This is a genomic window from Enterococcus moraviensis ATCC BAA-383 (assembly GCF_000407445.1).
Taxonomy (GTDB): Bacteria; Bacillota; Bacilli; order Lactobacillales; family Enterococcaceae; genus Enterococcus_L; species Enterococcus_L moraviensis.
Genome location: NZ_ASWB01000002.1, coordinates 520,467 through 544,665, shown reverse-complemented (window position 1 = coordinate 544,665; position 24,199 = coordinate 520,467). Strand labels below are relative to the sequence as shown.

21 protein-coding genes are annotated in these 24,199 nt (G+C 35.0%); 4 read left to right on the top strand and 17 right to left on the bottom strand.

Annotated elements, in window-relative coordinates; all coding sequences use genetic code 11:
- Window positions 1-21: 21 nt before the first annotated feature.
- The 14 genes from I586_RS08575 to I586_RS08510 form a co-directional block, all read right to left on the bottom strand.
- On the bottom strand, window positions 22-759 hold the full coding sequence (locus I586_RS08575; protein ID WP_010765538.1) for a hypothetical protein: 738 nt from the start codon (window positions 757-759) through the stop codon (window positions 22-24).
- The gene (locus I586_RS08570) at window positions 759-1,730 is read right to left on the bottom strand and encodes a DUF5067 domain-containing protein (RefSeq protein WP_010765539.1); all 972 of its coding nucleotides are present in this window, start codon (window positions 1,728-1,730) and stop codon (window positions 759-761) included. The genes I586_RS08575 and I586_RS08570 overlap by 1 nt, the downstream gene beginning before the upstream one ends.
- Window positions 1,727-4,321, bottom strand: a complete 2,595-nt coding sequence (locus I586_RS08565) for a YfhO family protein (protein ID WP_010765540.1) — start codon at window positions 4,319-4,321, stop codon at window positions 1,727-1,729. The genes I586_RS08570 and I586_RS08565 overlap by 4 nt, the downstream gene beginning before the upstream one ends.
- An 83-nt stretch (window positions 4,322-4,404) precedes the next feature.
- Window positions 4,405-5,079, bottom strand: a complete 675-nt coding sequence (gene lepB / locus I586_RS08560) for a signal peptidase I (protein ID WP_010765541.1) — start codon at window positions 5,077-5,079, stop codon at window positions 4,405-4,407.
- Window positions 5,080-5,101: 22 nt separating this feature from the next.
- Window positions 5,102-5,845 carry a signal peptidase I gene (gene lepB / locus I586_RS08555; protein WP_010765542.1) on the bottom strand — a complete coding sequence of 248 codons (744 nt, stop codon included), beginning with the start codon at window positions 5,843-5,845 and terminating at the stop codon, window positions 5,102-5,104.
- A 21-nt stretch (window positions 5,846-5,866) separates the two neighbouring features.
- On the bottom strand, window positions 5,867-6,535 hold the full coding sequence (locus I586_RS08550; RefSeq protein ID WP_010765543.1) for a hypothetical protein: 669 nt from the start codon (window positions 6,533-6,535) through the stop codon (window positions 5,867-5,869).
- A 21-nt stretch (window positions 6,536-6,556) separates the two neighbouring features.
- On the bottom strand, window positions 6,557-7,606 hold the full coding sequence (locus I586_RS08545) for a WxLIP family cell surface protein (RefSeq protein ID WP_010765544.1): 1,050 nt from the start codon (window positions 7,604-7,606) through the stop codon (window positions 6,557-6,559).
- Between the two features lie 98 nt (window positions 7,607-7,704).
- Window positions 7,705-8,517 carry a WxL domain-containing protein gene (locus I586_RS08540; RefSeq protein WP_010765545.1) on the bottom strand — a complete coding sequence of 271 codons (813 nt, stop codon included), beginning with the start codon at window positions 8,515-8,517 and terminating at the stop codon, window positions 7,705-7,707.
- Window positions 8,518-8,547: 30 nt separating this feature from the next.
- Window positions 8,548-9,351 carry a WxL domain-containing protein gene (locus tag I586_RS08535; RefSeq protein WP_010765546.1) on the bottom strand — a complete coding sequence of 268 codons (804 nt, stop codon included), beginning with the start codon at window positions 9,349-9,351 and terminating at the stop codon, window positions 8,548-8,550.
- A gap of 4 nt (window positions 9,352-9,355) precedes the next feature.
- Window positions 9,356-9,700 carry an LPXTG cell wall anchor domain-containing protein gene (locus tag I586_RS08530; RefSeq protein ID WP_010765547.1) on the bottom strand — a complete coding sequence of 115 codons (345 nt, stop codon included), beginning with the start codon at window positions 9,698-9,700 and terminating at the stop codon, window positions 9,356-9,358.
- A 19-nt stretch (window positions 9,701-9,719) separates the two neighbouring features.
- The gene (locus I586_RS08525) at window positions 9,720-12,824 is read right to left on the bottom strand and encodes a hypothetical protein (RefSeq protein WP_010765548.1); all 3,105 of its coding nucleotides are present in this window, start codon (window positions 12,822-12,824) and stop codon (window positions 9,720-9,722) included.
- A gap of 58 nt (window positions 12,825-12,882) precedes the next feature.
- Window positions 12,883-14,214: a pectate lyase-like adhesive domain-containing protein gene (locus I586_RS08520; RefSeq protein WP_010765549.1), complete on the bottom strand. Its 1,332-nt coding sequence runs from the start codon at window positions 14,212-14,214 to the stop codon at window positions 12,883-12,885.
- Window positions 14,215-14,469: 255 nt separating this feature from the next.
- Window positions 14,470-15,192 carry a response regulator transcription factor gene (locus I586_RS08515; protein WP_010765550.1) on the bottom strand — a complete coding sequence of 241 codons (723 nt, stop codon included), beginning with the start codon at window positions 15,190-15,192 and terminating at the stop codon, window positions 14,470-14,472.
- A 342-nt stretch (window positions 15,193-15,534) separates the two neighbouring features.
- The gene (locus I586_RS08510; protein WP_010765551.1) at window positions 15,535-16,659 is read right to left on the bottom strand and encodes a tyrosine-type recombinase/integrase; all 1,125 of its coding nucleotides are present in this window, start codon (window positions 16,657-16,659) and stop codon (window positions 15,535-15,537) included.
- 669 nt (window positions 16,660-17,328) lie between these two features.
- Here I586_RS08510 and I586_RS08505 point away from each other — a divergent pair.
- Window positions 17,329-18,072: a TraX family protein gene (locus I586_RS08505; RefSeq protein WP_010765552.1), complete on the top strand. Its 744-nt coding sequence runs from the start codon at window positions 17,329-17,331 to the stop codon at window positions 18,070-18,072.
- Window positions 18,073-18,146: 74 nt separating this feature from the next.
- On the opposite strand, the gene groL is transcribed toward I586_RS08505, so the two are convergent.
- Together groL and groES are read right to left on the bottom strand one after the other, a co-directional pair.
- Complete coding sequence (gene groL, locus I586_RS08500) at window positions 18,147-19,775, bottom strand: chaperonin GroEL (RefSeq protein ID WP_010765553.1); 1,629 nt, start codon at window positions 19,773-19,775, stop codon at window positions 18,147-18,149.
- A 66-nt stretch (window positions 19,776-19,841) separates the two neighbouring features.
- Window positions 19,842-20,126 carry a co-chaperone GroES gene (groES, locus tag I586_RS08495; RefSeq protein ID WP_010765554.1) on the bottom strand — a complete coding sequence of 95 codons (285 nt, stop codon included), beginning with the start codon at window positions 20,124-20,126 and terminating at the stop codon, window positions 19,842-19,844.
- Between the two features lie 257 nt (window positions 20,127-20,383).
- Here groES and I586_RS08490 point away from each other — a divergent pair, with 257 nt between their 5' ends.
- On the top strand, window positions 20,384-20,566 hold the full coding sequence (locus tag I586_RS08490; protein ID WP_010765555.1) for a hypothetical protein: 183 nt from the start codon (window positions 20,384-20,386) through the stop codon (window positions 20,564-20,566).
- Between the two features lie 74 nt (window positions 20,567-20,640).
- A complete protein-coding gene (locus I586_RS08485) occupies window positions 20,641-21,309 on the top strand; it encodes a CPBP family intramembrane glutamic endopeptidase (RefSeq protein ID WP_034702241.1) in 669 nt (222 codons plus the stop codon).
- Between the two features lie 55 nt (window positions 21,310-21,364).
- Here the strand turns inward: I586_RS08485 and I586_RS08480 are convergent, their stop codons facing one another.
- Complete coding sequence (locus tag I586_RS08480) at window positions 21,365-22,030, bottom strand: redox-sensing transcriptional repressor Rex (RefSeq protein WP_010765557.1); 666 nt, start codon at window positions 22,028-22,030, stop codon at window positions 21,365-21,367.
- A 216-nt stretch (window positions 22,031-22,246) separates the two neighbouring features.
- On the opposite strand from I586_RS08480, the gene I586_RS08475 reads away from it, so the two are divergent.
- The gene (locus I586_RS08475) at window positions 22,247-24,190 is read left to right on the top strand and encodes an ABC-F family ATP-binding cassette domain-containing protein (protein WP_010765558.1); all 1,944 of its coding nucleotides are present in this window, start codon (window positions 22,247-22,249) and stop codon (window positions 24,188-24,190) included.
- The last annotated feature ends 9 nt before the right edge of the window (window positions 24,191-24,199 follow it).

Genomic DNA, 24,199 nt, shown 5'->3' with positions numbered 1-24,199 from the left:
TATTTTCTCCCTTTTATTCATTTATTCTGTACGGTCCACAATAGCCGCTTGCACTCCTTTCAATTCTTTTTGTGGATCGAATTCGGCTATTATCGACTGGGTGATTCGTTTCTTTTCAGTCATTTCTTCATCATTACTATAAACTTTCACTCGTTGTGATGCCGGACGATCTTCTAGTTGTGCATATTTTTTTTCAAAATTTTCAATCGAACGATCCGTTATTGTTTTAGGCAAATCAATTATTTTAGCGGTTTCTTCTAACAGCGTATGAAATTTTTCTTTTGTAAACAGCTCTTTTTCTCCAGCTTTCACAATAGAAAAACTCTGCGTTCTTAGTCGAACATCTTTTTCTTCCCGCGTATACAAATACGTAAATTCTACCATAGCAACTGTTTCTAACTGATTCTCTTTAGAAAATGGATAATAGCCTTGAATTCTTAACTCATCCCCTTCAGCGTAAAGCGTATATTCGGGATCATCAGCCTTTACTTCATCTGTTACTACTTCTTTTTCCATCAATGTCTCTGCTTGGGTGATCATATCAGGTACTTTTACGTTAAATTTATTTTTAAGTAAGGACAGCCCTTCTTTTTTACTGATCTTTGGATAATCAAATCGGCCAAAAGGCTTTTCTCTGGTTTCGTGCCACAGAAGTTGTTCGTGTTCTATAGCCGCTGTTTTTTTATTTACTGAACAGGCACTGACTATAAGAACCAAAGCCGTTGCCACACAAAAAAACAGTATGCGCTGTTTTCGCATTATTTTTCGCCATCCTTTCCACTATCTGTTTCGAGTGTTAAATGTACAGGTTCAGCCTCTTTAAATACTTCTTTAGAGGGGGTAAGCACTAGATCTTTTGTCTTGTCTTTCAATGTGTATACAGCAACGGATTCAAGTGTTTTTCCAGCAGGAATTTTTTGATTTTGCTGGTTTAATAGCTTCGTGATATCCACTACTTGATCATCTTTTTTTACTGTTCCTTCTTGTAAGACCTGATCATCTTGCATTACTTGAATCAACTCTTGCCATTTCTTTGGTGTGATCTCCTCTTGCTTCCCTTTGTTTGTAACCATATAACGAATCGCATAAACAGACGTATCATTCTCACCAGCTAAACTCATTACACCCGTCACTTTTACATTTAATTCGCTTGAATCGAAGGCAATATCATCCTCCTCCTCAACTGGGCCTTGATCCTCTTTTTCTTTGACGGAATAGGCGGAGGAATCAATAATATCAACCCGTTTTTCATATTTTCCGTCGTCAGCAGAATAAAAATCAAATTGAACCAACCCGTGTTCTGTCTCTATATAATAGAGATGAAGCCACATAGAACGCTTATCAAATGTAGTGTTTAATGTAAATTTGTAGGCTTTATACTGCCCAACCTTGGATTCTTTCATATAAATATCTTTCGCTTTATAGTTATACAGCTTTGCCAACTCTTTACGTGTTCGTTCACCAAAATTATCTAAATCAACATTCTCTTTACGAGAAGCTAAAACAAATAAAGAAGAATTACTCTTTTTATCTTTGGCTCCAAAAACAGCTGACTTGTTATACGTTGCTTTGTAATCTTTGGTAACTTCCCAAGTACTCGGCAGTTGAAATTGATATTCAATACCATCTGCTTCAAAGGATTGTTTTTCATCCGATAATTTTGCGGAACAGCCACTGATGACGAGTAAACTAAGAACTAAGATTGATAAATACCCTATTGCTTTTTTCATTCCTCTTTCTCCTTTTGTATATGGATCTGTTGTTTCATTTCTTTCCTTAGCCACCAGCTGTACACTATAAAAAGCAGGATACAACTAACGAAAAGTGAAAGGCCGATTCTAAAGCCTTCAGGTAAAAATACCAATTTCACGTTATGTTTCCCTTTTGGCACAGGCAATGCTAAGAAAGCATCTTTAAATGTGGGAATTTCTACTTGTTTCCCATCAATGTATGCTATCCAGCCTTTGTCAAATGGGATCGTTGTCAATATCACTTGGTCTTTAGGCAAATCAACTTCTGCTTCTGAAGTTCGACCACTCGTTTCAAAAGAAACACCCTTTTTTTTGATAGTGTTCATCATATTCTCAAACTGATCACTATTTAAGAACATCGCTTTTGGTTTTACAAGTTGCACAACATTTTCACCCGTGAATACCACCTGAACCTCAATTGTTTTAGCTTCCTTGTAATACCCTAAATCATAATACTGGCCGCTAGAATCCAAACTACCATGGCGTTGTATTCCATTCACTTTCGTAATGATATCCACTTCGGTTCCTTTTCCATATAGACTTAAATAGGCTTGGGAATGGGCTGGAACGTCAATTGAATACGTTAATTCTCGATTGGCATTGGCTGTTCTTGAATAATAAACGCCGCCTTCTTGTTCTTCCACTTTGACATTATTTTCTTTCACCGTTTCAACTTCAGCAAAGGAAAAGATATTTGATTTCTCACCTGATAGATATTGCATTAATTCTGTTTGATTTTTCACGGCATCTTTTTTGTAGATTCCCTTGTCTGTTAAAATACCTAGAGGCATTGCAAACTGATTTTCATATAAGGTGTAATCTCCTGCTGTTTTCACTACTTTATAGCCATATTTTCTTAAATCCTCTTTTGCTAGATTGTATTTTATCCCTAATAACGCATCCATGATCAACGTGTTATTTTCGTATTGGATCGTCAAATTAGTTCCCGCTGAACGAAATCCTAACTGATCTAAATACTGTGAAGAGTGACGATTTCGAATAGAAGAAAACATGGTAACACCGCTATATCCATGAATAAAGCTCTCATTTCGCGAAGTTGCATCTACATTTCCTACCCGGTATAGACTCGTATTCTCTTTTTTTGTTTCCTCTATCAAGGTCTCAATATCAGAAAAGTGATCATCGTAGGCTCTGCGATCTGGATAATTCCATTCTCCTGCAATCCCTTTGACAATGCTTTGCGCATTCATAAATTGTTCACCGATGAAAACAATGGAAAATAAACATCCGATCAATACCAAACGCTTAGGCCATTTTTGAAGTAGAACGCCTAACAGTACATAAAGCAATGCAACAGTCAGAGTAATGAGTAATGTTTTCTGATCCAAATACTCATATCTTTTACGGTTTGCTACAAAACTGATCAAAACATAAAGAAAAATCAAACCCAACACACAATTTACGATATGATTAAAATCATCTTTCGTTACATTTTCCATTCCAAAGCCTGCCAATAAAAGGCCTAAAAAAGAAAACAAGAAGCTAAATCGAAATAAAAACATATAAGGCGAATGCATCCCATGCCAAAATAGATTCATCGGTTCGATATACACACTTGCAATCAATACAAGAAACAAACTGCCATAGATCAGTTTATTTTTCAGCGGTACGTTCCGGCTTACAAAATAAAAAAGACAAAAAATCAAACCAAGCATGCCAAAATAAATAAATGGTGCGCTCCCATATTTACTCGTATCGTAGGAACCTACCATTGTTTTTGCTGGAATATCCCAGACATCCGTTCCTCTTGTTAAAAAACTATAAATTGGTGTTAACCCCTCACCATTATTTTTTAAATCCAATAATGTAGGCAAGATCGTAACCATTGAAGCGCCACCTGCGAGTAATGAGGTTATTAAGTATGGAACCAAGCTTGTTTTGAAGCGCTTAGGATTTGTTAAAAATCGGCAAAATACATATAAAAATGAAAATACGCCAACCATAAATGCCATATAGAAATTAGATAAAAATAATAATAAGTAACTAATAAATAATAGTGCAGGTTTTCGTTTATCCATCAGAAGATGGATTCCTAAAATAACTAAAGGTAAATAGATCAGCCCATCTAACCACATTTGCTGCGGTGAATAAGCAATACTAAAACCACATAAAGCAAAACTAACACTTAACATTATTTTCACGATTTGTGGCACCTTAAATAAGCGATCACTCATGACCCAAAATGTACCACCAATAGCGCCAAACTTTAGTAACAAAATCAAATACAGTGCATCAGGAATATGTTGATTATCAAAAAATGCAACGATAAAACTAAAAATTCCGTTTATGTAATAGGCCATAAATGACCAGTAATTCAATCCCAAGGAACCATACCAGGTATAAAAAAAACTCTGTTTTCCATGTAAAGTATTATTGAAACTTGCGAAAAAATTGGATGTTTGAGATAACGCATCACTCGCTAAAACTGTTCTCTGACTAGTTGGATAAATGTCCATCGTTAAGTAAACCACTGCCATTATTCCGATGGGAATAAGTACACTTAAAAGAAATGCCCAACCTTTACTTTTAAGCCATTTTTTTATCTTCATGCCATTTCTCCTCCTACATAGAACGTTCTTTATTGCTCACCTGTTACGCGCTGTTGCTTTGTAAGCCTTACTTTAATCCTTTATTAGTGGACTACTCCTATCTTGTTGAATGGAAAGTAGCGAAATACTACTACTCCTTCCATTTGATTTTCTTCAATTAGTCCAAGAGCTCTACTATCTTTGGATTCAGCTCGATTATCTCCTAACACAAAATAACTTCCTTTAGGAATCGTTGTCATCCCCGCTAAATGGAGAGCAACTTCTTCATGAACGATTACTTTGAGCGTACTATCAGGTAACATACTGATAATAAATTGTGGTACTTCCTCTTGTTGCCACGGTGCAGCAGTAGACGGACGAATATACACCGCATTTGATTCTGTCCAAATTTGGTCTCCTGGAAGGCCAACTATTCGTTTGACATAACTTGGATCATTTGGAATCTCAGGATCGAACGTCACAATATCATATCTCTTTGGTGATACATTCTTTTGTACGATAATACGGTCATTATTTTCAAACGTTGGTGCCATTGATTTCCCTGAAACACGATGCGTTTTAAAGACAGCTAAAAAAAGAATAACCAGTATAAAAGTAAATAGCAGTAAGCCTTCTTTTAGCCAATTTCTTCTACGCTCTATTGCCTTCTTTTCACTTTTCTTTTTTGGGAGGACTGGTCGTTGTTCTCTTCGTTTAGTTGGACTTAACGTCGTTCGTCGTGTTTTTTTTCTCTTTGAGAAATGAAGACCTCTTGTCATATTCATTCCTCCTATCGCTTCTTTAAAATTGTTTTAGTTGATGCAATGGTGCGATCCTAACTTTTACAACACCTAAAATATCTTTTTTCTCAACCCAACCAAAATTACGACTATCTGCAGCATAATGCCGATTATCACCCAAAACAAAATAACTATCTTTTGGTAAACGGCTTTCATCCGTGACAGTTCTCAAGCTGAAATCATCTGTCAATAATCGTTTCTCAACTTTAGCTTCATTTAATTCTTTCTTCAAAAACCGTTCTATAATAGGTTTTTGGTCAACAAATAACTGATCCTCTTGGTAGGCGATTTCTTCTTCTGGTAAACCAATCACTCTACGAATCATTGTTCTTTTTGTTTTTGGGTCTCTGATATAAACTAGGTCGAATCGTTCAATCCTCTTTGTTTTTCTGACAATTACTCGTTCGCCATCATTTAATAATGGTGTCATTCCGTACCCTTCAACCGTTGGGAATGTAAAAAACAATGACTGAACGATCGTGAGCAATCCTACTAAAAGTATTAGGCTGACAATAATTTCTTTTATAAGTTGCCGTTGTTTTTCTTTTTTTCGATTGATATGCACTTTTTTGTGCTTTTTCTTTCCTAAAGAGGGCTTTTTTGTACGATTATTCGATTGTTTACTTCTATTTTTTGTCTGTACAGCTAGATTCTTTGATTTTTTTTTCGATTGATTTGTTCTTTTGCTATCTGTTGATTTTTTGAGAGGCTGCTTTTTTTTTCTAGTTTTTTTTGTCTGTTTCATGTTGTTTCCCTCAGCAATCAATTAACTTTTTCTTTTTAATGCTGACTCATTTACCCTAAAATATTTGAAAACTTCTTTCTGCTGTTTTTTCATTTTTTGAATATCTTTTAAATAACCATCGATTGTTTCTTTATTTTCTAACTGTTGTTCGGATAAACTATGCAGATTCATGCCTAAGTTTTTCATCCCAACATTGTAACGCGTCAATAATCTCTTTCCTTCTTCAGATAATCCATCCGAAACAGATCGATTGCTGTAGGTTACTAATAAAGAACTGATTTCTTGATATGCTGGATATTCTTTTTCAATACTGCCACCGTCTCTCATCGTCTCCAACTTTTTTTCGATATCTTCCGTCATAAAATAACCTTGAACGACGCCTTTTGCATCATCGGCAGTCAAATGAGTCATCTGATAATAACGAGAGTAAAAAGCACTTCCAGACATTATTACAACCAATAACAGAGAAATAACGCTGATTCTGTTAAAACGTTTGCGCCTGTTTTCTAACTGTTTTCGCGCTTTTATCCAGTGTTTTCGTTTTACTTTATTTTTAGGTCGCTTCCGCCATTTTCTTTTTTTTAGTTCTTTGCTAATTGTCATAGAATAGAAACCGAAAAAAAAGATAAACAAAAAACAAAGAGTTGCAAAGGAAAGTTGCCCAATGAAAAGCCAGTCTAGTAGACTCACGGTATAATAACCTCCTTCACTCTATTTTTTCTTTTTTTTCTTCTTATTCCTTTTTTTATTCTTCTTATTGTATGCTCGAATACCAAAGAAAATAAGTAGAAATGCTAAGAAAATCCCCGCCCCAATTAAGGCCACTAATTTCCAATTAATTCCTGGTTCCTGAATCAAAGAAACGTCCTGTGCATTATATTTATCTGCTTCTTCATTTGTGATTGTGAAGTTTTCTGTCCATTCCCATTTTTTGTCATCACTTGTGACCAACATATGGGCTTTATAATCACCGGCTACCATTTTATCCCCATTCATTTCTAGTGGGAATTCAATCATAGAATTGGGTGCCATTTTCATATCCGCTTTTTTCGTATCATACAAAACAGCATCTGAATCTTTTGCCATAACTTCCATTTCTACGGTCATGTTATTTAAAAATTCTGGTTTTATATTTGAAAAATTGGCAAATACACTATTTCGGTAATTAGAGAGTCCTGCATAAACTTTATTTAATTTAAGTTCAGGTTGCACTTTCTCTTCTGTTTCCTGTAAGACCATCGCTACTAAGAAGGCATACTCATTGACTACCCCTTTGGCTTTTTTATTTTCTTCTTCCTCTTCTTTTGTTGGCTTAGACTTTAAATAAATCCCACCAACAATCTTGCCATTAAAACTAGTTTCTGGCATTTTAATTGTTAGTTCTAGAGGCTTTGTTTCATTTGGAGCCAACGTTACTTCTGTTGGTCCTTTCACAATATCTTTAAAATCATATTTTAAAGAGGCATCATTTTTTAATGCACTTGGTCCATATTCTAAAACACCATTTGAATTTGTTTTCACGCCATTTAATGAAACTTCTATTGTTTGTTCTTGATCTGCACGATTCGTTAACATGATTTGGACTTTTTGTTCTTGTCCAGATGTCATACGTAAGTCAAAATAACGCCCGTCCCCTTTTTGATTTTCTGGTAGCACAGTTTCATACGCAAATTGCAATTCAGCATATGCATCTCTTGAAAACCCAAAAAGTGAAACTATGTATAAACATAAAAAGAGACCTAATAAAATTCTTTTTTTCATGTATTTCGTTGTCCTCTCTTCCATCATGAAAGAATTCACCGGTAGATCACCGGTGAATCTTTTTTTATAATACCTATCCAATTCTCGTTTTACTCAGATTACATTGGTGTTTCTGAAAGTGTCCAAAGAATTGTTGCTACGTATTTACCATCACGAATATCTTCCGCTTGGTTTGCAGGAATACTTAATTCGATTGATTCTTTGTCAGAATCTGCTGGATTGATGACATCACCAAAGTAAACAGCGTATTTTCCACGGCCTTTACCAGTGTTGTTTTCGTTAACTGTAAGCAATTTAGCTTTCGTATTTTCAGCTAAATGAAGTGTAGGTTGTAGACCACTTGTGCTTGGTGCAAGTGCAAGATTATCTTCATGTGCTTCTAATCTTGTATTTTTGTAATCAATCGTTGCCCCAGCGATACTTCTTGTTTTATTATTTGCAGTATCTTCAAATTTGAATGCACCTTTACCATCTGAATCTACAAGTGTAGCTGACAATTCATACGTACGATCATCTACAAGGCGGTCATCTTTGAATTGAACCCAGTTTGCACGTCTTCCTACATGGTCATTCGCTCCAACTGAATTGGCAGTTGTTGGTTTTGCCCAAGACTTGATAGCACCTGTTGTTGCTTGTTGTTCGTTAAAGACTAATTTTGACATCCCTTGAACAACGAATTCACCATCTAATAGTTTAGTTGGATCAGTATCCGTTGTTGATTGAGAACTTGTATCTGGTGGTACTACCCCACCTGTAGAATCATATGAACCATAAGTAGCTTTAGTGAATTGGATTTCACCTTCGCCTGCTTTTGAATGATCTGGTGCTGCTTTTGTTGCTCCTGGTGCTGCTACTGCTACACCTAGTACAGCTAATAACGCCGCACCACATAATTTGTGTGTTAATTTCATTTGTGTTTCCTCCTAGTTTTTTGTTTCTATTTATGGTAACTCAGCTAATACCCAAGTTAGCACCGTTGAATATGCGCCTGATTCTTTTTCAGTCGCTCCTGGCACAGAGAGCGTAACGGCTCCATTTGTGTACACAGGTTTCTTAAAAATCGGATCTATTATTTCTTTACCAGAACCGTCTTTTCTAATTTTCAATGTATTTGGACGTTCATTATGATTTTCTTTTGATGCTCCAAACACAATACTCCAAGTTCCCGACCCTTTGCCCGATTGTGCAACAGCTAGGTTATAAGTTTCACCAACATTACTCATACGAATAACTTCTTTTGATACCGTTGGTGCTTTCGCTAAATCTCTGGAAGAGTTAGCCCAAGTTTGATCAAATGAAATTACTGCACCTTTCAATTCTGCCCCAACTTTAGTGGCATGCTTAAATTGATTTTCCTGTCTCACTTGCAGAGTCCAACCTGTTGCATCATCTCGATAATCTGATACTTGAACAAAATTTCCACGAGCAGAGGTACTGCCATGAAATAACTGCGCATTTACAGGAAAAGTAGCATTTTCATCTGAAATCATTACCGTACTAAAATTAAGTTTTGGTACAAAATCAATCCGTAAGTCTCCTTGAGTTTGTGGTGATTCACCTGGATCAACTTCTACTTTAGGATTTTCAGGATCTCGGATAATCGAATGATCTTCTTTGTATCCTTTTAACTCAACTTCTCCAACTCCAGATAATGAAGATTCTTTAGCGTAAGTAGGCTTCGCATATAAAAACGCAAGTAACAGGGATCCAAGAAAAATAACTGTTAAAAATGTCTTTTTCTTCAATTGCTTATCCCTCCTTTTCACTTGCATCTTTTTTTCTTTTAATAAGATAAAAGATGACTACAAAAGCTGCTAAAACTAATCCACTAATCGTTAGGCTTTTCATTACAAGTTCACCCGTTGAAGGATATTTTCCAGCTGGCTTTTTAATCGGTCCACTACTAGATGTTGTCGTTTCTGAAGGTGATGTACTTGGACTTGGTCCACTACTCTCCGTAGAAAAAACAATCTCACCATTCGTTTGCACCGCAGCCTCTTCCCCATAAACAGACGTAGTGAACATACCCAATATTCCTCCCGTTAAAGCGAGTAAAATTAGGCCAATATATAAAGAATTTCTTTTTTTCATCATTGACATTTTCTCCTTCGCTTTAAGGAAGATTTGGTACTTCACTTAATGTATAAACAATTTTTGCTCGATACTCGCCTAACTTTTTGACATAATCTCCTGGAATTTCAACTTTAAACCCTTTCCCTTTAGCAGACCATGTTTGACTAATGTTATACTTCGTATCTGAAAAATTATCAGGTGATGTCAACAATTGATTTTGGTCTACTGGGAAATTCTTTTCAGTTGTTCCGCCATCGTTATACCGTAAAATTCCTGAAAGAGTCTTATTCGATCCATCAGTTGTTTTAAAATCTTCCGTTACTTTGGCGTATAAATACCAACGCTGTTTTGTTGAACGTGTATCAGTAACGACTAAATCCTTGTCCGTTTTAGCACTTTCTACGCGAAGATTTTTTGCGCTTGCTTCGTTCATCTCAAAATCAAGCAGCGTTGGTGCAGATGTGATCAATAATGTTCCTTTATAGTGGAATTCAATCGTTGAAATCTCTCCGTATTTCCCTTTGACAGATGTTGGCAATGGTTCGGGTAATGCTTGACCATCAACAATAATTTTATCTAAAACATATCCATCAAACGTTTCAGGTGTGACATCAAACGCTGTACCATCCTTTTGAGTAGTGATTGCATCACGATCTGGATCCATTTTCACATCATTATTATTTTCATCTTTTTTCCTATAAAGAACATTTAACTGGCTTTCACCACGTATTACGTTCAAACTAGTTGAATTAGATTGTTGAGAAGCTTTGGAACCGTCTCCAGCTGATCCCGACACAGTATACGTTTGATTTACAACCTGAACGGCAGCATCTGCCGCAACAATAACGTCATATTTAATCACTGCCTCGTTCTCGTCTAAATCCAAATCACTTAGATCGATTTTAAATTCTTTAGTCAATGGATCGAAATCCACTTTACTTGCTTCAAGTGCTACTCCATTGACCTTAACAGTACTCACATCTGGCGTGATTTTGTCAGGGAATGGTGTATCGATTTTAAACGAAACATTACTCCAAGTAGTCGGTGCTTCTGCTGTATTTTTGACAGTAGCTGTATAAGTGGCTTTTCCGCCTATTGGAACCGTAGTTGGGCTAACATCAAATTCCGCCTTAATCACAGGTGTTCTTAATTTGGTGTATTTGAATGTTACTTTTTTATTTGTGACAAACTTAACTGTAACCGATAACGGATCTGTTATTGGTGATGGTGTTTTATCTACGCCATCTACAAGTACTGCCGTTGGAATATACCCTTCGATTTGTTGAGAAGTGGCTGTATATTCTACTCCTTCTTCACCACTTGGTAATGGACTTGTTGTGGCAATTACTGTCCCTGTTTCGGCATCAAGATGTTCAATATCTAAGTCAAATATTGTTTGAGTTATCTCAATTTTGACTGTAATCGGCGTTTCAACGCCTTTAGCAGAAGTTAACATTAAAGGTACTTCTACAATATCCCCAGGTTTTTTAGTACTGATATCTGGTGGTGTTCCAACATATGAAACACTAACTGGACGATCAATTGCATTTTCTGTATCAACATCATATGAGACAAGTAAGTCCTCAGCATTTGGATAAGTTGTGGCAATATTACCACCCATTGGGATTTTCAAACCTTCTTTGGCTGTTCCAATCGGTTTACCATCGTAACGAACTTGTGTTATCGATTGATCCTTTACAACTTCAGAATCCAATGTATTAGTTGGTTTTGCTAACCCCTTATAGGTATAGGTAGTTTTTGTCTTGGGTCCCCCCATTTCAAAAAGCATAAAACCATTGTCAGTAACATTGCTTGCATCGTTTACGTAGCCATAGTCAGTAAGATTAAAGTTAAATTTACTATTTGGCTTTGCTGTAATTTGAATATCAAACAGACTACCATTAAATGCATCGGATGTTGAATCTATTGAAGTCAGCAATAATTTTGAACCAGTTTTACTTGTCAAAAATAGATTTGTTTTATCAGTTGTTGTCCCATATTCAGTCACTTTTACATCAGTAATATCATAAAACTCAGGTACTTCGGTTTCGATGACAACTTGATCATTTCTATTTTCTTTTCTGTTATCTGCTACCCCTTGTAAGATAGAGTATTTTAACTCTGTATATGTTTGGGCATTGTGATCTGCAGAATTTCTTTTACCATAGACAATAGGTTGAGCTGGAGCGATACGTGTTAGTGATTCAGTGGAGTACATTAATGCCATCATTCCAGAATATCCATCTTCTCCATAATAAGTCATAGACATTGGAAATTGTTCTTTGTTGAACAATTCCGTAACTTGAACTGAAGGATCATTCATAGTAGTTTCAGAACTAGACATATTTAGCTGACCACTTTCTGCTTTATATGAAATTACCGAGTTATTCATAACATAAAAATTCTTAAAATCTGACTCATCAAATGAGATACCAGTTTTTTTCTGTACATTTATATTATTAAAGTTCCAAGAACCCATAAGCTTCAGTTCTTTTTGAGTATCATGGTAGTAAAACTCATAATGATACTCAATTTTATCTCCACGATTATAATAAACTCTGTGATTACCTAGTGACGAACCCGTCATAAAATAAAGATCGTTCCATGGTGCATCGTCACCATTTTGTTTCTCTGCCTCATAATTACTCATTTTTTCTCTATCTTTTGGATCTACAGCAAAAAAGGGAAATTCAGGATATGGGGTAGCATTTTCATTACTTGGAGCAACATTCATTGTATCCATAACAAATTTCACATCTACACTACGTCCGTTATATAATCCAGCATTTCTTACCCATAAACCATATTCATTTGGCTTTGCTACATCATCTTTATTAAAGTAATATACTTTTGTTGGACTTCCTTGATATCCGTCTCTAACTTTGGGATTTCCAATTGGTTCATAAGTAACTGCATCAGTTAGCTTAAGAACAAATGCGTAGTTCCCACCAATTTCAGTAGTAGCTGGTCCTGTAGATACTTTATTAATTCCTGGGGCTTCGATCATCATTTTATAATCTGGCTCTATTGGTGTTGCTGCAGAGACTTTTGATTCTGAACTGTTAACAATATGCATACCCAATAAAACAATTAAACACACTATACTTGCTAAACCGAATAAATACTTTTTCCTTTTATTTTTCAATAAAAGACACCTCCTTTCCTTCAGCATCTTTTAAACCTTTTTCTAAAGTGAAACTATATTAGATTCCTCCACCTTTTAATGAAATTTTTCCGTAATCTTCCATGCGGAAATCTTCTGGAAGACCAGTCACTGATAATGTTTTACTGTTACAAATTTTCCCAAAATTCACAGTAAAATTACGAGCATTGAAAAGGTTTGTAGCTGGATCTAAGTAATCTCCACCTGTTCTACCCCATGTTGACAAACGACCTACATTTTTAGCATTAATGGTTGTATTTGTACTATAAAATAGTTGTGCTCCCGCTTTTTTGTTTGTAATTTCAAAGTTTCTAGGAGAATCAAGATTGATTTGTGCACCTTTATATTCACTTCTCACTGCACCTTTTTTACTATCACCTGTCACAACAAGTTCAGAATTACGGCTTAAGTTTACTTGTGCACCATAATATTGAAGATACATTGCTGGGTAATCTCCACCACCACGGCCGTTGAAATATGCTTTTGCTCCACTTGCTAAGTTTAATGATGGGAATTTGTTAACATAGTCAGCACGTGGAATAAATTCGAATGCTACACCTGCAGCGTCAACATCTAACGTTGCACCTGAATCAATATCAACTTTTTGTACTTTGTCATAAAATACTGGATAGTAATGATTGACATTACTTTGTGGACCGATTTTTACATTAACATTTGCATTAGAACCGATTTTTACTTCACCAGTTGCTTTCCCTTTGATCAAAGCACCATTAAAGTAAAATGCTGAGAATTGACCATGGTCTTTGTTCGCTGCAATTCCGTTATAAATTGTTCCAGGTAAAAACTCTAAGTCATGAACCCAAGCATTTTCAGCACGAGTATTGATGTTATTTGTACCAGCAAATGTTAATTTACCTTCACTAAGGTGAACAAAGCGAGCACCTGTGTACTCAACATTTTCTGCATAGACATCCCATCCATAACTTGAAGGGCCATTACCAGAACCACCAGTGAAGAAACGTCCATCGCCATCAGCACCTACGATATTGACATTTTTGATTGAAATCGTATTTTTACCTTTAGTGTTTTGTTTTCCATAGATAGAGTTGTGTGCTGAGTTGATCACTACGCCTTTATCTGCATTACCATTGATTGTTAAATCACGGTTCGGAATATTTGTAATATTTTTCTTGAATTGGATACTTTGATTAACATTGATTACAGTGATTGTTGGATTTTTCAACGCTGCATCAAATTCTTCGATCGTTGATACTTCAGCTGTTCCTTCTGTTGCATAAGCAACGACTGATTCTCCTGTAAATGGTGTTGGTACTGACAAAACAGCTACTCCTAATGCAGCAGTTGCAGCTAATGTTAATAGTCCTCTTTTAAAAACTTGTGTGTTTTTCAATTTTTTTTCCTCCTATGATGTTTGTTATTGTCGAAACTTTTCTTACTCCTCCTCCTTTCCAGAAAAACGAGTAATTCTTTACTTCACTCGTTATTTCTAACCAGTTTCGCAAATTACGCTTTGGTTTGGAATCACTTCAATAAACATAAATTTTGCCTCCCAACTTTATAAAATCAAGTGCGTTATAACTCTCCTGAACCTGTTTTCACTATACGTTTCTAAGTTTTGTTGGTTCATTCTTTTCAGTGGTAAAAATTAAATATTTAGCATATATCCTTTTGAGCGAATCGTTTTGATATATTTGGGTTTTTCAATATCTATTTCAAGCTTTTGCCTTAAATGGAAAACTAAATTAGACACTCGATATTTTCTATCGCAATAATTATCCTTCCAAACATTTTTATAAATTTCTTCATATGTCATAGTTTTACGTGCGTGTTTATGTAAATATTCAATCGTAAGAAATTCTAATTTTGTTAGATTAACTTCTTTTCCGTCTTCTAAACAAACACTCAAATTTTGAGGTATCAATTTAAAATCAGCAGTTTCATTGAATATTGATTGCTCAGATTTCGCTGGGAGAGTTGCTCTTTGTTTGAAACGTTTCATTAAGTTTCTCATCATCAATAATGATTCATCCAATTCGATTCCCTGATCAACAATGCCATCCGCACCTAATTGTAAATAGACAATTCGATTTGTTCTGTTTTCATTTTTTAATGTCGTAAAAATCCAAAGTGGTAAAGTCGTTTGTTTCCGTACCGTCATAATCAATTCACATACCCAATTAATATTGTTTAAATCTGTATCTTCAATTATCAAGGTATCTAACACATCTAATAAATTATTATTACTATTAAACAGTTGATTTATTTTTTCTTTTTTTACAATTTGAATGTTACATTGCAGTGCGTTAAAAACCTCCTTGTATTGCTCACTTATCTCATTATTAAGTGAGATATAGCCGATTGTGTACATTTTTGATGCCCTCCCCCTATCATCATTTTTATAAGTATTCGTATTCCTTTAAAATTCTACTTATTTTCAAGACTTTTAAGTTTAGAAATATTTAAATTACGACTATAATAGATGTACATCTATTCATTAATTTAAGGGCTTAATGAATAGTGTACGTCGGTGTATCTAAGCAACAGATACTTTGTCTGGCTTTTTCTTGAATGTAGCAGTTATAAGAAAAAGCTCCTTTTACAATATATATACATACATTTTTCTATAGAGTTGACCATTCTATGACGGTTAAAAAATGAAGACAAAAAAACGTATAAAAACTAATACTAGTTTTTATACGTTTTTTTGTCCTTAAACTGAAACAGATGTAGTTCCAAGTTTATCATCAATTACTGAAACGGCAGCTTTTCTACTTTCCCAAAGAGAATCTGTGTATGTGTCTAATGTCAACTTTATAGAAGAATGTCCCAGTAACTTACTAAGTGTAGCAATATCAATTCCCTGCTCTACACACCTTGTAGCAAAGGTATGACGTAAAACATGAAAATGAATGTGTCCAATCCCGGCCTGTTCAATATTTTTTCTAAAACGATAACTTATAACTCTTGGTTCAGTATAGCTAGACCTACAAGAGATAACGTATTCTGAGGATGTACTTTTTTGTTTTTCCATTAAATAGCTCTTTAAATTTTTAGCTAAAGGAATAGATCGTTTAGAGCTTTTGGTCTTTGGCTCGGCCATAATGATCTCTGTTTTTCCACTTTTTTCAGAACTAGAAATTCTATATAATGTTCTTCTCACATGAATAATATTCTTTACAAAATCAATATCTGTCCATTTCAATCCACTAATTTCGCCAATTCTTAAACCAGTATATAATGCTAAAATCACAGCGGAGCAATCATTCTCTTTTAAAGAAACTTGTTCAAGTTTTTCTTGTTCTTTTAAGCTTAGTGCTGAAATTTCTTTCATTGTAACTCTCGACAATGATAAATTGTTACACGGATTAGATACAATATGATTTTCAACGAACGCTTTGTTCATTGCGCTCTTCAACACAGTTACAATTGAATGTATTGTCGAAGCTGATAAGTTTAAGCTGGTTAGATAGTTAACAAAATTTTCAATATCCTGACTTTTTACTTGAGTTAACTGCTTCTTTCCGAGAAATGGAATGATATATTTTTCCATACGTAGTTGATAACTTGAATAAGTAGACAGTTTGATGTTTTTACGCATCACAACATTTAGCCAGTGAACTAGCCAGTCTTGAACTGTTCCTTTATATAAATTAACATTATTATGAGTAAACGAATATCGAACTTTTAATTCAGCTAATCGCTCTTTAACATGTTTATATCGTTTCCCATAAATATAACCATAGATGATTTTACCTTCTTCATTTCTTGCTTTCATATATCGACCTTCCCATCGCCCATCTTTTCTTTTATAAATGTTTTCACCTTTTCTACTCATTTTACGACACCCTTTCCAAAAAAAATTGACGGCTTATTTGACGGCTTATAAATATAGAGCCCTTTAAAATGCGTAAGTTTTAATTTCACACTGAATAAAAAATAATATATTCCAAAAATAATCCTATCCATTTCCATCAAAAATAAAAATTATATGCATAACTATTCTCATTTTTTTATAAAATTCATCAAAAATATGATAAAAAAATGAACTTTTACTTATAGACTGGTCTATAATTTTGAGATAGAATTGAATAGTAGCGGAAATCGGAATAAAATTGTGTGTTTCTTAGATTCATTATCTTCTTATAACTGCTACATTCAAGAAAGATTTATACCAAACCTAACATAATTTCATTATAACAATATATATTATATTTTTCACTGCTTTTTATCAAAAACTTCTCGTTTTTATATAATAATAGAAAGAAAATCTCTACGTATTAAAAATACTCCTCTAAAGCTTTTCCTTACCTTTCTAATTCTCCTCCAATTATTGATTATCCATCCTAACATACTCTATTATCGATTTTTTTAACTTTAGACTCCAAAACCTCGTCAAACTTCCTTGTTGTTAACTACACTTCTTTTTCACGTTCTGATTAAACTATCAATTATCTATGGTAAAATAATATATCAACCTAATTTATCTAAAAAGGAGTCATTATCATTGGAAACGAAATCCTTTTTCTCTGGTAGCCAATTAAAATGGATTGCCATTTTCGCCATGCTACTTGATCATACTGCAAAGATCATCTCTTTCCAGCCAGTTATGATGCAATCTGTTCCATTTGGAGTGGAAGAACATCCAATTATTGGATTCAGCCAACAAATTTTTCCACTATTCATAATAATCGGAAGATTAGCTTTTCCACTGTTTTGTTTTTTGCTTGTAGAGGGCTTTACTCATACGTCTAATAAAAAAAGATATGCCACACGCTTATTTCTGTTTGCATTGATTTCAGAAATCCCCTTTGATTTAGCATTTTCACATCGTTTAATTGATTTTGAAAGTCAAAATGTATTTTTCACACTATTCATTGGTTTAATTGTTATTATCGGGTTAGAAAAATTTAAGGCGTTCTCCATACGTAATGTCATGTGTTCAATCATAATAGTTGGGATCGGTATTTTTTTAGCAGAATTTTTATGTGTAGATTACGGAGGATGGATTGGTATTTTATTGATTATTACTTTGTATTTATTTAAAGACTTGCCCTTGTTAAAATGTATTATTGGAGCACTGGTTCTTCTTCAAAATAGTCTATTTGGGCTAATTGCCATTATACCAATCTATTTTTATAATGGGAAACGTGGGAAACAGTGGAAATACTTTTTTTATTGGTTTTATCCAGTTCACTTAATCGTGTTATTTGCAATTCAACAATTTGTGATCGTGCCTTATTTTGAGTAACATGTAATCATTTATAATAAAATAACCGTTTAACATTTTACATGTTAAACGGTTATTATTTAGTAAAAACTTGATTACATCATGCCGCCCATTCCCATTGAAGGGTCCATTGGAGGCATTGCTGAACCAGCTGGCTCTGGTTTGTCTGCAACTACTGCTTCTGTTGTTAATAACAAAGCTGCAACTGAAGCTGCATTTTGTAAAGCTGAACGCGTTACTTTTGTTGGGTCAACGATTCCTGCTTCTACCATGTTTACCCATTCACCATTTGCAGCGTTAAAACCGATACCTAGATCAATATTTTTTAATTTATCCACGATGACTGATCCTTCATATCCAGCATTTTCTGCGATTTGACGAATTGGTTCTTCTAACGCACGTACAACGATTTTCACACCCGTTGCCACGTCTCCTTCTGCATCTAATCCAGTTACCTTACCGATAACGTTCACTAGAGCTGTACCACCACCTGAAACCATACCTTCTTCAACAGCGGCACGAGTAGCATTCAAGGCATCTTCAATACGTAATTTTAATTCTTTTAATTCTGTTTCTGTAGCAGCACCCACTTTAACAACGGCAACCCCGCCAGCTAATTTCGCTAGACGTTCCTGTAGTTTTTCGCGGTCAAAATCAGATGTTGTTTCTGCAATTTGATTTTTGATCAATTGAACACGTGCATCAATTCCAGCTTTATCGCCAGCACCTTCAACGATTGTTGTATTATCTTTATCTACAACAACTTTACTTGCATTACCAAGGTTATCGATTGTTGTGTCTTTTAATTCAAGTCCTAAATCATCAGTGATCACAGTTCCGCCAGTTAAAATAGCGATATCTTCAAGCATTGCTTTACGACGGTCACCAAAACCTGGTGCTTTAACTGCAACAACGTTGAATGTTCCACGAATTTTATTTAAAACTAGTGTTGGCAACGCTTCTCCATCAACATCATCTGCAATGATCAATAATGGTCGGCTTTGTTGCAAGATTTGTTCCAATAAAGGTAAGATATCTTGAATGTTAGAGATTTTTTTGTCAGTGATCAAAATATACGGATTTTCTAAAATGGCTTCCATTTTATCATTATCTGTCACCATATATTGAGATAAGTAACCACGATCAAATTGCATCCCTTCAACGACGTCTAATTCTGTTTCGATCCCTTTTGATTCTTCGATTGTAATAACACCGTCATTGCCAACTTTTTCCATTGCATCCGCAATTAATTGACCTACACGATCAGAACCAGAAGAAACAGCTGCAACTTGTGCGATTGCTTCTTTAGAATCAACAACCGTTGAGATATTATGCAATTCTTCAACAGCTGCTTTTGTTGCTAATTCAATCCCACGGCGGATTCCTAATGGATTAGCACCAGCAGTAACATTCTTCAAGCCTTCTCGAACGATTGCTTGTGTCAGTACTGTCGCAGTTGTTGTACCATCCCCTGCGATATCATTTGTTTTAGAAGCAACTTCAGATACTAATTTTGCACCCATGTTTTCAAAATGATCTTCTAATTCGATTTCTTTAGCAATCGTCACACCATCATTTGTGATCAATGGTGAACCAAAAGATTTTTCTAAAACTACGTTACGACCTTTAGGGCCTAATGTTACTTTTACTGTATCAGCTAAAATATCTACTCCACGAAGCATTGCTGCACGTGCATCTTCTGCAAATTTGATTTCTTTTGCCATAATTCCTTCACCTCAAAATTTTTATTTTTTTCTATTTAATATGGTTGTTTGTATTATAAGAATAGCTTATTCAACAATCGCAATAATGTCTTTACCAGAAACGATCAAGTAATCATTTCCTTCATACTTTACTTCTGTTCCTGAATATTTTTCAAACATTACTGTGTCGCCTACTTTAACATCCGCAGGAACTTTTGTACCGTTATCTAAAACACGGCCTTCACCTACTGCGATAACGTTTCCTGTTTGAGGCTTTTCTTGAGCGGCTGATGCTAAGACGATGCCTCCAACTGTTTTTTCTTCTTCTTTTGCGACTTCGATAACGACGCGATCGCTTAATGGTTTTAACACAATAAATCCCTCCATATAAATTATTTATCTTTTTAGCACTCTAGGTTATCGAGTGCTAACTCACACTATTTATAATACTCATTTCCCTTACATTTTGCAAGTCTTTTGACTAATTTTATTTAATAATTGTTTCCATACTTTTAAGTAATTCACATCTTTTTGAACGAAATCCCTGAAGTTGCTTACCTTAATTTGGTATATTTCTATGCTCTCGTTCATTTCGTGGTAAAATAGGTAGAGAAAGAGAGGCGATTGAAATGAAACAACGAATCACCGGAGCTTTAACAATTACTGGACTCTATTTAATTATTGCAAATGTCGGAAACTTCTTTTTTGGTGTAAGTAGACGATTCGACTGGACTACTACCTTGTGGGAAGCCGCATTTTTCTTCGTATTTATCTTTCTATTATTAGGTTATCGCAATAATCACAAAAAATAGGGCTATCAGACTGTGGTATACTTTTTATATTCTACATAAACTGAAAGGAGTTTTTTATCTTCATGCCAAAAAATATGTCGATTAAGCAATTAAGCACTGTGACGATTCTTTTATATGGACTCGTATTTTTTTCACCTTTTATTTTCCGACCTTTTTCACCTGACATCGTAATTGGTGGTACAACATTTACTTATATTTTAGGTGCAGGATTAATGATTTGGCTTTACATCAAAAATAAACAAATAGCGACCACTTCTGTTGAGAAAAATGCTAAACTAACCTCCCCTGTGTTCATCTTTTTACTTGGTATTAGTGGTATTTTTTTAGCAATGATCATTCAAGCAATTGTTTTTAGTATTGAAACTGCTATTACAGGAGAAACACCTAGTTCTGCAAATACTCAAAATATCATTGCCGTTATTTTAGCCAATCCTTTGTTTATTTTAGCAACAACGATTGGCGGACCTATCATGGAAGAATTTGTTTTTCGTCGTTCTTTGATTGGTTTGACTGAATCTTATGTTGGTTTTTGGCTTTCTGCTATTATTAGTTCTACATTATTTTCTGTTATTCATCAAGATGGTCATTTCTTTGTTTATTTCTTTATGGGTTTCTTTTTTGCTTTACTTTATAAGATGACTGGAAAAATTTGGACATCGATTATCGCTCACTGTGGAATGAATACACTTGTTGTAATCGCTCAACTTATCATGCACTATAGTAATATTGAATTGCCTAAATAAGAAAAAAACTTATGGTCCATATTCTGTTTAAGGAATAGGATCATAAGTTTTTTTATTATTCTTTGTCTTCTTCGATCTCTGTCTCGATCAATTCGTTATCATGATGTAGGAAGTAAATCAGTGTCTGTAATTCATTCGTTAAATCAACGTTTTGAATCAAAACATCTGCTGGTGCTACTAATCTAGCCGCAGTAAAGTTTAAAATTCCTTTTACGCCAGCATCTGCTAACTGACTGACAACCTCCTGTGCTTTTCTAGCAGGTAAAGTCAAAATAGCGACTTCTATTTGCTGAACACGAATTTGTTCCATCATATCCGTCATCGGGTATACTGGAATGCCATCAACGATTCGTCCAACTATGTCATCATTGACATCAAAGGCGCAGCTAACACGAATGCTGTTACTTTGGTGGAATTTATACTTCAGTAAGGCACTACCTAAGTTACCCACACCGATCAATGCTACGTTTGTTAGTTCATCATCATTCAAGGTCTTCGCAAAGAAATTCATTAGGTTCTCTACATCGTAGCCATAACCACGTTTACCTAGCTCACCAAAGTAAGAAAAATCTCGTCGAATAGTAGCACTATCAACTTGTACAGCTTCACTTAATTCAGTAGAAGAAACTTTATTTTTGCCTGCATCATGCAGAATTCTCAAATAACGATAATATAGGGGAAGGCGTCTTGCCGTTGCTTTTGGAATAATTTGGTCTTTCACAATCGTACCTCCAATACTCTAAATATAGACAAATATCCATTTCTCATCATAGCAGTTGTTCCAGTTAAAAAGCAATCTTACAGCTCAAAAAAAGAAACATTTTTCAAACTTTCTTAAAATTGTTCTGATAATTTTTATCTCTAGCTGTTGTATAGGTGCTTTTTTGAATCAATTTATGCTACACTAAAGGCATTGAAATAGAAATGAGGATGCCCCATGATTTTACTCCAAGCAAATCAAATCGCCCGGTATTTTGGCGCAGACACTTTGTTTGAAAATATACAAATGGAGATCAGCACAAACAGTCGAATCGCTTTAGTCGGCCGAAACGGCGCTGGTAAATCAACTCTTTTAAAAATAATCGCCGGAATCGATGCTCCTGATGCTGGTACGATTGCAAAAAATAAAACAGCTAGTCTTGGTTATTTAGCTCAAGATACTGGGCTTGATTCTAATAAAACGGTTTGGGATGAAATGCTTGAAGCGTTTGTCGAAGTCATTACAATGGAAACTCGGATGCGTGAACTTGAGTTGATCATTAGTGAATTGCTACCGGATGCAGCAAATTATGAATCCGTTATGAAAGAATACGATCGTTTACAACATGAGTTTTCAGAAAAAAATGGATACGGCTATGAGAATGAAATCCGTTCTGTTTTACATGGTTTTGGATTTAAGGAGGACTTTTATTCAAAAGACATTCATACATTATCGGGTGGTCAAAAAACACGTTTAGCTTTAGCTCGCATGCTTTTGCAAAAACCAGATATACTAATTCTCGATGAACCGACTAACCACTTAGATATCGACACTTTGTCTTGGTTAGAAAATTATTTACCCAGTTATTCAGGTGCCCTTTTGATTGTCTCACATGACCGTTACTTTTTAGATAAAGTCGTTTCCGAAGTCTATGAGATCAGCCGTCATAAAATGCGCTATTACAAAGGCAACTACTCAAAATATTTAGAATTAAAGGCTGAACAATTGACGAGTGAGTGGAAGGCGTATGAAAAACAACAAACTGAAATCAATAAATTAGAAGATTTTGTTGCACGTAACTTAGTTAGAGCCTCGACAACCAAGCGCGCTCAAAGTCGGCGAAAAACCTTAGAGAAAATGGAACGCTTAGACCGTCCGCAAGGGGATGAAAAATCTGCAAACTTCCTTTTTGGAATCGAAAAAGTTTCTGGAAATGTTGTCTTACAAGTTGAAGACGCCGCAATCGGTTATAATAATCATGTCCTATCGGAACCAGTTTCTTTGGATATTCGCCGGCAAGAAGCAATTGCTTTAGTTGGACCAAATGGTATCGGGAAATCAACTTTATTAAAATCGATTATTGGCAAACTGCCTTTCGTTAAAGGACATGCTACACTTGGCACTAATGTTCAGATTGGTTATTACGATCAAGAACAAGCAAACTTACACGGAACAAAAACTGTTTTAGCAGAGCTTTGGGATGAACATCCAACCACACCTGAAAAAGACATCCGTAACATTTTAGGTAGTTTCTTATTTAGTGGAAATGATGTTGAAAAAACAATTCCTCTCCTAAGTGGTGGTGAAAAAGCACGTGTCGCATTAGCCAAATTATCAATGGATAAACAAAACTTTTTGATTCTCGATGAACCAACCAATCATTTGGATATCGACAATAAAGAAGTTTTAGAAAATGCCTTGATTGATTATGAAGGGACACTTTTATTTGTATCACATGACCGTTACTTCATTAACAGAATCGCTACAAAAGTAATCGAACTTTCAGAGTCTGGCAGTAAACTTTATTTAGGCGATTATGATTATTACTTAGAAAAGAAAAAAGAAGAGGAAGAATTAGCTGCTTTATTAGCTGAACAATCCAGTCTTACACAAACGGAAACAACCAAACCTAAAAATGACTTTTATCAGAATAAAGAACAGCAAAAAATCTTGCGTAATTTGAATCGAAAAATCACGCAAATTGAAGAAAATCTAACATTATTGGACACTACAATTGCAGACTTAGAACGCTCAATGAGTGATCCATCCCTTGTTGATGACCACATGAAACTAATGGCCTTAAATGAAGAATTAGAAACGCAACAAAAACAGCAAGAGCAGTTACTCTCTGAATGGGAAGATCTTAGTTTAGAGCTTGAAGAATTAGAAGAAACGAACTGACGAAAGGTG